Origin of the sequence: Halopenitus salinus (genome assembly GCF_042662125.1) — an archaeon.
Classification (GTDB): Archaea; Halobacteriota; Halobacteria; order Halobacteriales; family Haloferacaceae; genus Halopenitus; species Halopenitus salinus.
Window position 1 is genome coordinate 336,044 of sequence record NZ_JBHSXL010000006.1, and the last position, 14,074, is coordinate 350,117.

Annotated in this window: 8 protein-coding genes and 2 tRNA genes; 3 read left to right on the top strand and 7 right to left on the bottom strand. The window is 65.2% G+C overall.

Annotated elements, in window-relative coordinates:
• Positions 1-266 precede the first annotated feature (266 nt).
• Both ACFQE9_RS07900 and ACFQE9_RS07905 read right to left on the bottom strand, forming a co-directional pair.
• Positions 267-2,333 (bottom strand): AMP-binding protein, encoded by a 2,067-nt coding sequence (locus ACFQE9_RS07900; RefSeq protein ID WP_379742882.1) that lies wholly within the window; start codon positions 2,331-2,333, stop codon positions 267-269.
• Between the two features lie 64 nt (positions 2,334-2,397).
• Positions 2,398-4,287, bottom strand: a complete 1,890-nt coding sequence (locus ACFQE9_RS07905) for a formate/nitrite transporter family protein (protein WP_379742885.1) — start codon at positions 4,285-4,287, stop codon at positions 2,398-2,400.
• A 117-nt stretch (positions 4,288-4,404) separates the two neighbouring features.
• Here ACFQE9_RS07905 and ACFQE9_RS07910 point away from each other — a divergent pair, with 117 nt between their 5' ends.
• Both ACFQE9_RS07910 and ACFQE9_RS07915 read left to right on the top strand, forming a co-directional pair.
• Complete coding sequence (locus tag ACFQE9_RS07910; protein ID WP_379742888.1) at positions 4,405-5,577, top strand: hypothetical protein; 1,173 nt, start codon at positions 4,405-4,407, stop codon at positions 5,575-5,577.
• Between the two features lie 87 nt (positions 5,578-5,664).
• Positions 5,665-6,498: an alpha/beta fold hydrolase gene (locus ACFQE9_RS07915; protein ID WP_379742891.1), complete on the top strand. Its 834-nt coding sequence runs from the start codon at positions 5,665-5,667 to the stop codon at positions 6,496-6,498.
• Positions 6,499-6,581: 83 nt separating this feature from the next.
• Here the strand turns inward: ACFQE9_RS07915 and ACFQE9_RS07920 are convergent, their stop codons facing one another.
• The gene (locus ACFQE9_RS07920; protein WP_379742894.1) at positions 6,582-7,982 is read right to left on the bottom strand and encodes a hypothetical protein; all 1,401 of its coding nucleotides are present in this window, start codon (positions 7,980-7,982) and stop codon (positions 6,582-6,584) included.
• A 301-nt stretch (positions 7,983-8,283) separates the two neighbouring features.
• Here ACFQE9_RS07920 and ACFQE9_RS07925 point away from each other — a divergent pair, with 301 nt between their 5' ends.
• Positions 8,284-9,675, top strand: a complete 1,392-nt coding sequence (locus tag ACFQE9_RS07925; RefSeq protein ID WP_379742896.1) for an ATP-binding protein — start codon at positions 8,284-8,286, stop codon at positions 9,673-9,675.
• A gap of 179 nt (positions 9,676-9,854) precedes the next feature.
• Here the strand turns inward: ACFQE9_RS07925 and ACFQE9_RS07930 are convergent.
• The 4 genes from ACFQE9_RS07930 to ACFQE9_RS07945 form a co-directional block, all read right to left on the bottom strand.
• Positions 9,855-9,928 (bottom strand) — tRNA-Phe (locus tag ACFQE9_RS07930).
• Between the two features lie 215 nt (positions 9,929-10,143).
• Positions 10,144-11,292 carry a group I intron-associated PD-(D/E)XK endonuclease gene (locus tag ACFQE9_RS07935; RefSeq protein WP_379742899.1) on the bottom strand — a complete coding sequence of 383 codons (1,149 nt, stop codon included), beginning with the start codon at positions 11,290-11,292 and terminating at the stop codon, positions 10,144-10,146.
• A gap of 322 nt (positions 11,293-11,614) precedes the next feature.
• Positions 11,615-11,685 (bottom strand) — tRNA-Pro (locus ACFQE9_RS07940).
• A 100-nt stretch (positions 11,686-11,785) separates the two neighbouring features.
• Positions 11,786-13,867 carry a DEAD/DEAH box helicase gene (locus ACFQE9_RS07945; protein ID WP_379742902.1) on the bottom strand — a complete coding sequence of 694 codons (2,082 nt, stop codon included), beginning with the start codon at positions 13,865-13,867 and terminating at the stop codon, positions 11,786-11,788.
• Positions 13,868-14,074: the final 207 nt, after the last annotated feature.

Below are 14,074 nucleotides of genomic sequence, written 5' to 3' on the forward strand. Positions count from 1 at the left end.
CGACAGTACCCGAAACGGCCGATCGCGGGCGGTCGCCACGCCGGTCGCGAGCGACAGCGGCCGATCGTCCCTCCGTTCACCTCCTCTTCCGAACGTTCGATCACCGATCGAGTGATCGGTTCCACACCGGGAGGCCGATGTCCGACCGAACGCGATCGCACGCGAACGTCCCGTCTCCGTCCGGAGGCCGGTGCGTTCGGGGCGACCCTCGAGTACCACCGCGATCGCGTCCGCGACGCCGGCAAGAATTCGCGTCGTCCGGCCGCTCACCGCGCGTCGCGGATCTCCTCGAGCGCCTCCGGGTTCTCGAGCGAGGAGAGGTCGCCGGGGTCCTCCCCGCGGTGGGCGGCGGCGATCGCCCGCCGGACGATCTTCCCGGACTGGGTCTTGGGGAACTCCTCGACGAAGGCGAGTTCACGCGGGGTGAAGGGCTTGCCGTGCTCGCGACCGACGAGTTCGCGAAGCTCCTCGCGGATCTCGTCGCTCGCCTCGACGCCGTCCTCGAGGACGACGTAGGCGACGACGGCGGTGCCGGTCGTCTCGTCGGGGACGCCCACCACCGCGGCGCGGTTGACCGCGTCGTGGTCGATGAGCACGCTCTCGATCTCCGCGGGACCGACCTTCCGGCCCGCCACGTTGAGCGCGTCGTCGGCGCGCCCGTGGAGGAACCAGAAGCCGTCCTCGTCCTGTTGGGCGAAGTCGCCGTGGTCCCAGAGGTCCTCGAAGGTCGACCAGTACTCCTCGAGGTACCGCTCGTCGCCCGACCAGAGGCTCTTCGTCATCGAGGGACACGAGTCGCGCGCGACGAGGTAGCCCCGCTCGTTCGACTCGCGGACGGAGTTCCCCTCGGAGTCCACGATGTCGATCGCCATCCCGAGGCCCGGCCCGCCGAGGGTACACGGCTTGAGCGGCCGGGTCGGCATCGGCATCAAAAAGCACCCGCAGATCTCCGTGCCGCCCGAGATGTTGATGATCGGCGCCTCCCCGCCGCCGACCCGGTCATAGAACCACCGCCACGACTCCGGATCCCACGGCTCGCCGGTCGACCCGAGCAGCCGCAGCGAGGAGAGGTCGTGCCCCTCGAGCCACTCGTCGCCGTGCTTCCGAAGCGCCCGGATCGCCGTCGGGGAGATCCCGAACGTCGAGATGCCGTGGCGGTCGATCATCTCCCAGAACCGGTCCGGCTCCGGGTGATCGGGGGCGCCCTCGTACATGAACACCGTGCCGCCGAAGGCGTGGTTGCCGATGAGCGACCACGGGCCCATCATCCAGCCGATGTCGGAGACCCAGAAGAACCGGTCGTGGTCCTTGTGGTCGAACCCGAAGTACACCTCCTTCGCACACTGCATGAGCGATCCGGCGTGGGTCTGGACGATGCCCTTCGGCGTGCCGGTCGTCCCCGAGGAGTACAACAGCATGGCCTCGTGTTCCGACGGGAATGCCGGCGTATCGTGTTCGGGATCCCGGGTCTCGATCGCCGCCGCCCAGGTGGCGTCGCGCCGGTCGTTCCAGGGGATCTCCGCGTCCGTCCTCGCTCTCGCTTCGGCCCCGGCGTCCGTCCCCGATCCATCGGCACCCTCGCCGCTCCCCGCCGGGGTCTCGCCGAGGCGGTCGTAGACCACGGTGTGCTCGACGTGGCCCGCCGCCTCGATCGCGGCGTCGGCATCGGCCTTCAGCCGGATCGGGCTTCCCCGGCGGTAGAACCCGTCGCCGGTGAACAGCACGCTCGCCTCCGAGTCCGCGATCCGCGTCGCGGTCGCCTCGGTGCCGAACCCGGAGAAGATCGGCACGGCGATGGCGCCGACCTTGAAACAGCCGTAGAGGATGGCGGTCACCTCCGGGACCATCGGCATGTACAACGCGACGGTGTCGCCGGCGCCGATACCGACCGACTCGAGGTAGTTTGCGACGCGGTTGCTTTGGCGATACAGCTCGTGGTAGGTGATCTCGCGGACGTCGCCCGGCTCGCCCTCCCAGATCAGCGCGACCCGGTTTCGGTTCGGCGAGTCGACGGCGGCGTGGCGATCGAGGACGTTGTGGGCGACGTTGATCTCGCCGCCGGGGTACCACCGCGAGAACTGCGGTCCGTCGGAGTCGTCGCGGACCGCCTCGTAGTCCGTCTCGAAGTCGACGCCCAGGTAGTCGACCATCTCGTCCCAGAACCAGTCGACCCCCGAGTCCGGCTCGCCCGGCACCTCGCGGGTCGTCCGCGCGATCAGCTCCTCGTGGTCGTCCATCCCGTGTTCGCGCATGAACGCGTGGACGTTCGTCGACTCCACGAACTCCCGGCTCGGCTCGTGAACGATCTCGTCGAGCGCCTGGGCGTCGTCCATCTCGTCGCGTCCGTTCTCGATGCGGCGGTAAGTACCTTTCTCGAGGCGCCGGGCCGCCCGCGCCTCACCCGAGGATCCGATCTCGAAGCGAACGCTCGCCGGGACGCTCCGTGAGAAGCACCGAGCAGTCGACGTCGTTCACGACCTCCATGTGCAGCGAGTCGGTGAGGAGGCGCGAGAGCAATCCCCGCTCGGTCGCGCCGAGCACGAGGACGGTGTTCTCGCCGGCCTCACGCTCGATCGCGGCCTCCACGTCGCCGGAGTCGTCGACGATTCGCTCGGCGTCGGGCAGCCCCTGATCGAGCGCCCACTCGGAGAGGAACGTCTCGCCCGCCTCGCGTTCCGCCGGGTCGTCGACCACGTGCAACAGCGACACCGCCGCGCCCGCGACCGTTTCGATCATCTCGGCGACCTCGGCGCCGAGCTCGGAGTTCGGCCCCCCCGCGGTCGCAACGAGGACCCGCGAGAGGTCGAGCCCGCGGTCCTTCACGACGAGGAAGTCGCTCGGCAGCCGGCTCGTGAGCTCGGTGAGGGGGCGTTCAGCCCGGGCGTCGCTCCACAGCCGGTCGTCGTCCCACCCCATCACCACGAGGTCGGGGTCGGTCCGACGGGCGGCGTTGAACACCTCCTCGAACGAGCGGTTCGTGATCACCATCGAGGTCCGCAGCCCGGCGTCGTAGTCGGCCGCGACGTCCCGGAGCGGCTCCATCAGCCGGTCGGACTCCTCCATTATGCGCTCGCGTTGACGCCGCCCCGGATCTCCGGGTCGCCGTCCGGGCGTCTGTATCACGTGGACGGCGTGGACGATCGCGTCCTCGTGTGCGCTCGCGAGCGTGCTCGCCAGACGAACCAGATCCGCTTCGGTCCGCGGGTTGGCGATCGGGACCATGACCCGGTAGGTTCCCTCGCTGGAGAGCCCCTGTTCCGTGGGATCGAGCATCGGAACGTACGACCGCCCGGACAGTCGACCGAAGGCCCACTCGCGGGGGGTGAGCCGACGTTCGATCCCCTCGAACCGCGCGGACTCGAGGCGGTCCTCGCTCGTCTGGAAGTAGTTGACGAGGGTGACGAGCGTCACGCCGCCGAGGGTGTTACCCAGGAGGACCGGCAGGACGAACCCGACGAGACCGGACGCGATCGCGAGCTCGCCGTGCAACACGAGGTAGAACGCCTCCGAAAAGGAGACGACGACGTGAAAGAGCCCGCCGATCGGGATCGCGAGGAAGGCGAGGTAGGTGACGACGATCCGGGAGACGGTGTCGCGCGCGCTGAAGCCGACCCAGACGACGCCGGCGACGATGAGCCCGGCGAAGACGGCCTTCGAGAACAGCGACCACCACGGCGTCTCGAAGGCGCCGTGTCGGCTCAACTCGAGCGCCTTCTCCGCGGCCGCCGGATCGAAGACGTTCCCGTATGCGAGCGCCGCCGTCCCGGCCGCGCCGCCGAGGAAGTTCCCGGCGAGGACGATGCTCCAGTGGCGAAGCAGCGTCGGCAGGCTCGCGAGCCGCTCGAGGGTCAACGCGACCGGCGGCAGCGTGTTCTCCGTGTACAGCTGGTAGCCGCCGATGATGATGTAGATGAACCCGAGCGGGTACAACACCGCGCCGACGATCGGGTGGTCCGTGGCCGCGGACGCGGAGGCGTACAACAGGAAGGTGATGCTGATCGCGAACCCCGCCGCGATGCCGCTGAAGAACAGCTCGCGGCCGCTCGAGGTGACCTCCTCGTCGGCCGCGGCGACGATCCGCTGGAAGACCTCGTCGGCCGAAAAGCGGTCTCGAACCGCCTCGCCGACCGCCGGGGCACCCATTCGCGACCGCTCGACCGCCTTGCGAACCGACTCGTCGAGCTCGCTCGGCGTCTCCTCGTCCGCATCACCGTTTGGATCGTCGAGATCACCGTGCTCCTCGAGATCGTCGTGTTCGTCGAGGTCGGCGTGGTCCGGGTCCCCCATCGTTCGCCACCTCACGTCCCTGCGACTTGAAGGTCACCGTCTCCGGCGGGGTTCTCGCGACGTCGGTTTCCCCTCGCCGCCGGTACCTTCTTCAAAGAGAACGCGTACGTCCGATCCATGGTCGGAGGATCGACCGATTCCGGAACGATGCTGTGGATCGAACGGTACGCCGATCGGACCGGCGTGGCCGCGCTTTCGGACCGGCTTCGAATGCGGCGCTTCGCCGCCCACCTGTTCGTCACGATCGTCTGGGCGATCGATCATCTCGTCGGACTGGCGGTCGGCGTCGTACAGGCGACGCCGATCGCGCTCGCCGGGAACTTCCTCGAGGTCGCCGGGCTGTTGCTCGCCGCGTCCACCGCGACGACGCTCGCAAGACGGTACCGGCGGATCGCACGCGACGTCGCTACCCACGGGACGGTGGACGACGTGGACTCCGCGGACCTCGATTTCGTCGACCGGGCTCTTCGACGGATCGACGCGGCGGCCCTCGCCGGCGTCTGGGGCTCCGCCGCCGAGGAATCCTCGGCCTGGGAGACCAACCCGGCGCCGCCGCGGCTTCGTCGGGGACTGCTCGCCTGCGGACTCCTCTTGCACGCCGTCTACCTCTTCGGGCTCGGGAACGTCGAGTTCGTGTTGTCCGCGATGGGGCCGATCGCCGGCGGGCTCGCGTTCTTCGTCATCATCCCGTTCGTCTACTACCCGATCCTCGCCGAGTTCCTCGCGGTCGTGATCAACGTCCACCTCACGCTTCCGGCCCGGATCCGGAACGAGCGCCTCCTCGACTTCGAGGACGTCTCGGGATACGGCGGACTCCGGCCGGTCGGGCAATTGATCGAGACGAGCGGCCACCGGTACGTGATCGGCTTGATCCTCTATACGCTCATCACGATCGTGACCGGGATCCGGACCGGCGCGATGAGCGGGAACGCCGAACTCGTCGCGGTCGACACCCTCTATCTCGCCGTCGGGACGCTCGTCGGCGTGCTGTTGTTCTTCTACCCCGTCTTCGCCCTCCACTGGTTCATGGCCAACCAGAAGGACGCGCGGCTACACGCGATCGCCACCGACGTCGCCGACCTCGAGGGAACGGGAACCACCTTTCCAGAGGTCAACCCGCAGTCGCCGGACGTCTCGAGGGAGTACATGAACCACTTCATGAACCTGAACGTGGCCAAACAGATGCACGAGTATCCGGTCTCGATGCAGCGTGTGACGAGCGTGGTCGTCGGACTGATCATCCCGTACCTCCTCGATTACGGCGCCGACCAGCTGATCGCCGCGGCCTGAGTGCCGGAGCGTCTTCGCGCCGCTTCGTGGCTCACCGACCCGGTCCACCTCGCCAACCTATTTACCGCAGTGTTCCGATTCCGCGACATGGAGTCCCACACGGTCGTCGGCGGCGGGGGAACGGAGCTACGTGTCGATACGGCGGGTCCGGTCGACGCCCCGCCGGTGGTCTTGATCCACGGCTACTCGCAGTCGCGGCTCTCCTGGTTCCGGCAGTTCGAGAGCGACCTCGTCGAGGACCTCCGCCTCGTCGCGCCGGACCTGCGTGGACACGGCGACTCCGGGAAGCCGGAGGGCGACGAGCGCTACCGCGATCCGAGGCTGTGGGCGGCCGACGTCCGGGCGGTGATCGAGGAGTTCGCCCCCCAGGATCCGGTCGTAGTCGGGTGGTCCTACGGCGGGCTGGTGCTCGCCGACTACCTCTCGATCGAGGGGACGGAGGACGTGTCCGGGGCGGCCTTCGTCGGCGCCATCACGGAGAAGGGAACCGACGCGGCCTCCGAAGTTGCCGGGCCGGAATTCGCGGCGATGCTCGAGAACCTCGAGACGCGCGACGCCGAGGAGAGCGTCGATTCCCTCCTCGAGTTCCTCGACATCTGTACGGAAACGCCCCTTTCCGCCCGCGAGCGCCACCTCCTGCTCGGGATCAACGCCCGCTGTCCGCCGCGGGTCCGCGAGGCCCTGCAGGCGAGAACCGGCGCCCACGAGGACGTCATCCGAGAGTTGGACGTTCCCGCCCTGTTCCTCCACGGTGCGGCCGACCGGGTCGTCCTGCCCGCCGCCGCGAGGCGCCACGCCGACCTCGTGGCCGACGCCGAGGTCATCATCTACGAGGGCGTCGGTCACTCGCCGTTCCTCGAGGTTCCGGAGCGGTTCAACCGCGACCTTCGGGGGTTTACCGAACGAGCGTTCGGGGAGTGACGCCCGGCGACGACGGCAGCTCGACGGGCGTCACAACCGACACCCGGCGACGGCGTCGGTCTCGATTGGTGCCGACCTGCGGGTCAGAGCACGAACGTCGCGATCACCGGAACCGCATCGACGACGATGATCCCGAAGAGGCTCTGGCGTTTGATCGGCCAGGTCGGAGCGGACTGCAGCGACTCCCAGGCGGGGACGTCCGTCTCGAGTTCGGTGTGACCGTCCGCGTCCTCGCCGGCTTGCGCTCTCGCGGCGCGCTGTAGCTCCTCCATCCGTTCGCGCCGGCCCTCTTCCATCCGGCGATGAAGCCGCCAGAAGGAGTGATAGAGCCAAAAGAGGACCAAGAAGACGTAGGCCGCGACCGGTCCGAGGTACAACACGACCCAGGTCACGGCGACGAGCGGGCCGCCGAGGCCGCCGTCGGGGAGGTTCAAGATCCCCTCCGCGTAGAAGCGGTAGGCGACGTATCCGCCCGCGACGAGCAGGATCGCGTTCACCCGCGTCGCGAACCGACCCAGGTCGCGAAACCCGCCGTGTTCGTCCGGGTGGAACGGCTGGTAGCTCAACGCGTCGCTCCGCAGCAGCTCCGTGAACGCATAGACGAGCATGAAGACGTCATAGAGGACGGCGACGACGAACAGCGTCACGAGCGAGTAGGCCGCATACGAGAGCGTCCCGACCCAACTCCACGGCGTGATGAGCATGGGCAACAGGATCGGAACGAGCGCGACCACCACCGCGAACGTCACCGACTCCGGGAGTTCCACCGGACCGAACGAGATCGTGTCTCCGAGCGTCTCCGTGAGGTCGTCGTAGAACGCCTCGTAAGTCTCGCGATCGACGATCGTCGTCGAACCGAGGTTCGCGAGGAGGTTCTCGGTGCGAAGCGCGAGCCCGTCGTAGACGAGGTGGCCGGCGACCAACACGAACAGGAAGTAGCCCGCCTGCACCGTGGCCGCCGGGTCTGCCCCCGTCCCCGCGTTCGTCCACGCGACGTAGGCCGCGTGGACCGTTCCGGCCGCAAGCGGGATCGCGGTCGCGAAGAACACGACGCTGCGGTGGACCGTCGAGCCGCGAAATCGCGATCCGAACAGCCGGTAGAGCAGGTACAACCACAGGCCGCCGACCAACAGCCCCGGCACGGCCACGATCGCCGTCGAGACTCCGATCGAGGGGACCGAAACCGCGAGGCGGCCGGACCGGCCGTACTGGACGATCGTCGTCGGAACGTACACCGCCAGGACGGCGAGCAACGCCACCGGAAGGTTTCGAAGCACCGCTCGCGTGATCCCCGTCGTGAACTGCACCGCCGGCCGCTCGCCTTCGGCCGGCGTCTCGGTTCGATCGTCGACGGGAGGGACGGCACACGATCGGTAGAACGGCCCCCGATCGTCGGTCCACCGCTGCCAGTCCGAGCCGTATTCCGATCGTCGCTCCGCTCGTACCTCCTCCCCCTGTGCCTGCTCGGTCTCGCCCTCGACCATGTCTCCGCCATTTTCCGTCGTCGAGTTAGGCGTTTTGGCGGGACGGGAGTGAACTACCCCACCCCACTTCGCTCATCCTGACGGGTTCACTCGTTGAGGGTGTCGCCGGAATTCTTCGAGTTCCGGCTGCTAACCAGAAGTCCGTGACTTCTGGTGATGGGGCTCGTCCGTGTCCTCGGCCTCGAACCCGTCCGGGTAGGCGTGGATCCGGCACGTAGCGTCACCGTTCCGGACCTCAGGGCGAGGTGAGGAGCCGCGCCAGAACGTATAAGTCATTATCGCAGTAATCATTATTCAAAGTATGACTTTCTATGATCGGGGAGAGGAGCTTACTGCGCTTTCAGACGCGTTTGAGTCGCCCGGTTCGGACGTATTCGTCGTCTACGGGCGTCGGCGTGTCGGCAAGACGGAGTTGCTGAAGCAGTTCTGTACTGATCGGCCGCATATTTACTTTCTCGCGGCACAGGAAGCCGAACACCGGCAGCGCGAGAAGTTCATCGATCAGGTTGCAGCGTTCTTCGACGATCGCACCCCACGGATCGACGGGTGGGACGAGGCCTTCGACTACCTCGGGGAGAAACTCCAGTCCGAGGCAGTTGTGGTCGTCATCGACGAGTTCCCGTACCTCGTCGCGGAGAACGACTCGGTACCATCCTACGTACAGGGAGTCGTCGATGAACAACTCCAGGAAACCGATTCGATGCTGATTCTCTGTGGATCAAGCGTGAGTACGATGGAATCGGAGGTACTCGGCCACGAGAGTCCGTTGTACGGTCGCCGCACGGGGCAACTCGACGTGCGGCCGTTCTCGTTTCAGCAGGCCCGTGAGGTCATCGACTACGAGACGGTAGACGCGATTCGATCCTACGCGATCACCGGCGGAACGCCGATGTATCTCACGCTGTTCGATTACGGACGATCGCTCGCGGACAACGTCCGGTCGCAGGTGCTATCGCCGTCAGCAGTACTGTACACCGAGCCGGAGTTTTTGCTTCGAACCGAGCTCCGAAATCCCGCCCGGTACATGAGTATTCTCGAAGCGGTTGCGCTGGGGCACACGACGCCGAACGAGATCTCGGGAGCGACGGGAATCGATGTCGGTCCGTTATCGAAGTATTTGCAGACGTTGCGGCAGCTCCGACTGATCGATCGGGAAGTTCCCGTGACAGCGTCCGGGAAGAAGTCCAAGCGGTCGCGGTACCGCGTCGCTGACGGGTTCCTCCGGTTCTGGTTCCGGTACGTCGAGCCGAACCGTTCCAGCATCGAGGAAGCACCGGACATCGTGTACGATGGAACGATCGCTCCGGATCTCCCGACGCACGTCGCCACCACGTTCGAGGACGTGTGCCAGGAGGCCGTGTGGGAAGGAATTCGACGCGGCAAGTTCGAGCCGTACTCGGAGGTCGGCCGCTGGTGGTACGGGGAAGAGGAGATCGATATCGTCGGTCTCGCACCGAACGACGATCGGATCCTGTTCGCCGAGTGCAAGTGGACATCGGATCCAGTCGGGACGGCACTCGTCGAGGAGCTACAGACAAAAGCGGGGAACGTTAGATGGGGGCCGGATGAGCGGGAGGAGCGCTTCGCGCTGTTCGCAAAGAGCGGGTTCGTCGAGGGACTCGAAGATCAACTCGACGAACGCTGGTCGCTATGGAGTCTCGCAGAGATGGATGATCTCCTCACGCCGTCCTGAAGGTGGTACTCGTCAGCGTTGAACTGTGAGATTAATGCCGCCTCCCGGATTGTGAACTTCCGAAAGACTCGCTTCACTCGTCTTTCGACTTCCCGCTCGCTACGCTCGCGGGAACGGGGACAGCTCGATCTTCACTCGAGTGCGAAAACTACTCGAATGAAAATCGTGTAGAAGCCGGATGCCGCCTCCCGGATTTGAACCGGGGACAGCTCGATCTTCAGTCGAGTGCTCTCCCAGTCTGAGCTAAGGCGGCTCGCACCCGAACCAAAGCCCATTCCGGACAAAAGGATTTCGAAACCCGGCGCGGGGGAACGGGTGCAAGCAAGGCGTGGTTGGCCGTCACACCGCATCAAAAGTGATCAGTATCAATCCGCCTTCGGCCGGGTGTAACGAGTCTGATCGACGGAGCGGACATTGGCGACGGCGACCCCGAACCGGGAAGGGACGGAGAAGAAGCGTCAGTTCGATCTAGGGAGGCCACATCCGGTCGAGGCGAAATCGATCAGCGTAATTAATCTGCGGGTTGGCTATTTCGGGAGGTTCAACTCGGAGTGAGATGGAGTTGCTGAAGGCCTCGTCCGGAACCAGAAAGAACGTATCATCTTCGGGATGTTCAAGAGCGTAATAATCGACAGCATCTCCGTCGGCGTCGAACCGCAATGATCCGTTCTCGATCCATGTCGAGGCGACACGTACCCGATACTCCGACTCGTTATGAGAAACGACGAGCGTTCTATTATTTCGACCAGGAACGATCGACGGTTCAGTTCCGTGTTCTCCCAACCGGTCTGCAAGACGTGAGAGCGGTTCAATTGAGCTAATCGGAGGAACCGGATCGATCTCTGGCGGCCAGTTGTTTTCAAAGGCGTACGCCTCTACTGAATTTGAACGAGCGAAAGAACGACTCGTATTGGCGGGCCGGAAAGAGATCGACCGGTCAAAATCATTTGCGTTGACCGCGAGTAGTCGTTCCAGTTCAGCACAGTAGACGAGATAGTGATCGTGGGACTGACGCGGTACGAACCGGATACGACCATCTATGAGCCATCCAGTCTCGATACCGACAGAGCGAATCTTTTCGTGTGAGTCAACAAATAGGACGGTCCGGGAGTCATCTCCGGTAGGATCGGTGAAAATTGATTCGTCCGTCTCTCGCAAAGCATCGACAGCAACGGAAACAGCGGACAGTTCCTGTTCTTGGTTTTCGAGAGGCCATTGGTCGTCAAGACGGTATTCCTTTGCCCAGTTGATCTGATTAGTGTCTTGTCGAGGCGAATCAACACGGAGATACATCGACGTCCCGACCTCAGCAGAATCGATGAAATACGTTTGTTCCGTTTCATAACAGTAAACTAGAAAACAGTCGACATCGTCTCCATATCGCTGATAAACGTGTCCTGAAGAATTGGTATGTTGACTAACACCCTTGAATCGAATTACACCGTCTTTTAGACGTCCTGTTTTGATCTGTGCCCGTAGCAAATTACCACTTGGCTGCTCAAGGACGACATCATAACGTTCGTTGTCCCCGATCGGGGTCGAAACGCTAATACACCGCCTTTTGAGTTCGGTAATAACGATCTGCTCGGTAAGGTCTCCGCGTCTGTGTGATTCCATATGGTTCGTGTCGCGTCATCTGGTTTGGTTTCTACCACCTTAACATTTGCATATGTGCAGATGTCTATTGAGAAGAACACCAAGCAGATATCAGGTGGAAATATAGAGAACACATGGCGCGCACACGGGCTCTACTCACCGAGACAGAGCGAGAACATCTTCAATCGGACACACCCGGATCGAAACGATATCAGACGGTTTCACGAATCAGAAACAGGATAGAAGACGAACTGGGAACGGACGTAGAGCTACTCAAAAACCATCACCCGGAGCTGTACAAAGAACTGAGACAGGTTGTGTGTGATAACCACGAGTGACGCAATGGGGCCGCTGAGAATCGAACTCAGATCCACTGCACCCAAGGCAGCGAGGATACCACTACCCCACGGCCCCGTACCTCCTACTACCCGGATGGCCCGCTAAAGGGTTTCGTTCGTGCGGGATTCGACCACCTCGACCGCCGGTCGCCCGCCCGATCGGCGTCCGGTTTGGTCTACCGATCGTCGTCCTCGCGAAGCTCCAGCTCCGCGACGAGGTCGTAGGGGTCCGTCCCGTTTCGGATCCCGTTCAGGATGAAGAACGCCTCGTCCGGGGAGAGGAAGTGCCGGGTGATCCCCCGGCCGAGCGGGGTCGGCTCGAACCCCTCGATGAACTCCCACTCCAGCAGCTTGCCGACGGCGTGTTTGGTGGGAACGTCGCCGATCATCCGGTCGTTGAGCCGTTTGGCCTGCTTGCCGGCGACGGTGACGTTCGCGAGCGTCTCCTCGACGGCGGCGGTCTCGTCGTACAGCGTCGCGACGTCCTCCATCTCGCCTTTCAGGAGGGTGAACGCCACCTCGTCCTCGGTCCGCTCCATCGAGTTGTGGTAGGTGCAGTCGGGCTCGACGAGCAGGTAGACGGTGCCGCGGTCGTGGTAGTCCGGCCGGCCCGCCCGCCCGAGCATCTGGGAGAACTCCTGGACTGAGAGCCACTCGATCCCCATCGCCAGCGAGTCGAAGATCACCTGCGAGGCGGGGAAGTCGACGCCGGCCGCGAGCGCGGCCGTGGTGACGACCGCGGAGAGGTCCTGATCGAGGAACTGCCGTTCGACCTGCTTGCGGCGGCCGTACTCGAGGCCGGCGTGGTAGGGCGCCGAGGCGTACTCGAGCTTCCGGCTGATCTCGTGACAGCGCCGCCGGGAGTTGGTGAAGACGATCGTCTGGCCGCGGTACCCCTTCGAGGACTCCCGGTCGAACTCGCGTTTGACGAGCTTGTTCGCGATCCGCGTCTTCTCGCGGCCGTCCGCGAAGGTGACGTGGCGTTCGATCGGGACGGGTCGTTCCTCGAACTCGATGAGCGTGGCCTCGAGCTCGCCGGCGAGCCACTCGGGGTTGCCGACCGTCGCCGACAGGTAGACCCACTGGGCGCCGTCGTAGCCCGCACGCTCGGCGGCGCGCCGCTCGCTGTAGTACTTCAGCCGCGAGATGAGCCCGTCGAGGCGGTGGCCGCGCTCGCCCTCCTTCAGCGTGTGCACCTCGTCGATCACGACCGTCCCGACGTCGCCGAGATCCTTGCCCGTCCGCAGCGCGTGGTCGATCCCCTCGTAGGTCCCGACGATCACGTCGGCGTTCGGGTCGAACCGGGTTCCGTCGTCGTCGATCCGCGAGGATCCGACCCGGATCGTGACGTCGAGGACGTCGCCGTACCGGTCGCGGAGGTCCTCGTGTTTCTGGTTGGCGAGCGCGACGAGCGGGACGAGAAAGAGGAGCTTGCCGTCGCCCGAAAGCGCCCGATCGATGCCGGCCAGCTCGCCGACGAGCGTCTTGCCCGTCGCCGTGGCACTCACCACGAGCTGGTCGCGGCCATCCAGGAGTCCGTTCCGCACGGAGAGGCTCTGGACGGGAAGCAGCTCGTCGAATCGGTCGCGGGTGCGCTCGGCCAGCTCCGGGTGGAGGTCGAGGTCCGCCGTCCGGACGGGACTCACGTCGTCGACGGTCGCGGACACCTCGTCGTACTTCGTCAGGTCGGGATCGAGCCCGCCCGAAAGCAGGTTCGCGATCCGGTCGAGGTCCTGGACCTCCATGAGAAGCTCCTCAAGGCGGTCCTCGGCCGCGCTCGTGAACCCGCCGCCGTTCGTCCCGCCGGCGCCGCTCGCGAAGGACAGCTCGCGGTCGAGCTCGCGTTTCGCACACTCGGGACAGATGTGCTCGTCGTTGTGGGCGATCGCCGTCTCTCCCGTGATCGGCGAGTAGCGCCCCTCGGCCGCACACCGACGACAGGTCCGCACGACCGCCGCCTCGAGCTGGTACCCGTCGAGGGCGGCGCGGAGTCGCTTGCGTCCCTCCGGGGAGGTCTGTTGGGAGATCCGTATCCGCGAGGCGCCGCGCGCCAGCTCGACGAACTCCTCGGGGCGGCGCGGCTCGGCGTCGTCACCGCGGACCGCGTGGAACTTGCCCGGACGCGGGCCGGCGTCGGTGTCCTTCAGCTCCAGGCGCCCTCGGAACACGCGCGAGCCGTCGCGGACCGCGGCGACGACGTAGTGGCCCCGCGCCTCGTGGAGGAACAGCGTTTCGACGTCGGCGAGCTGCGTTGACACTACCGGCGCGTAGGCGATCCGGCTACTTCAGCGGTTCGTCTCGGGGTGTGGCGTGCGATCGGACCACGCAGGACGGCGGTCGTCCGCGACCTCGCCGGGCAACTCGAACCGCCCTCGTCGACCGATCCGAACGCAGACTCGCCGAACGACACGAACGCGAATGGTCGGGGAGGCGCCCCGACGGGAAAGCCCTTTCAACGCCGGGTA

Bases quoted from the DNA above. Each gene is read 5' to 3' on its own strand.
- ACFQE9_RS07900 (WP_379742882.1), bottom strand. From the start codon at position 2,333: ATGGACGACGCCCAGGCGCTCGACGAGATCGTTCACGAGCCGAGCCGG.
- ACFQE9_RS07905 (WP_379742885.1), bottom strand. From the start codon at position 4,287: ATGGGGGACCCGGACCACGCCGACCTCGACGAACACGACGATCTCGAG.
- ACFQE9_RS07910 (WP_379742888.1), top strand. From the start codon at position 4,405: ATGGTCGGAGGATCGACCGATTCCGGAACGATGCTGTGGATCGAACGG.
- ACFQE9_RS07915 (WP_379742891.1), top strand. From the start codon at position 5,665: ATGGAGTCCCACACGGTCGTCGGCGGCGGGGGAACGGAGCTACGTGTC.
- ACFQE9_RS07920 (WP_379742894.1), bottom strand. From the start codon at position 7,982: ATGGTCGAGGGCGAGACCGAGCAGGCACAGGGGGAGGAGGTACGAGCG.
- ACFQE9_RS07925 (WP_379742896.1), top strand. From the start codon at position 8,284: ATGACTTTCTATGATCGGGGAGAGGAGCTTACTGCGCTTTCAGACGCG.
- ACFQE9_RS07935 (WP_379742899.1), bottom strand. From the start codon at position 11,292: ATGGAATCACACAGACGCGGAGACCTTACCGAGCAGATCGTTATTACC.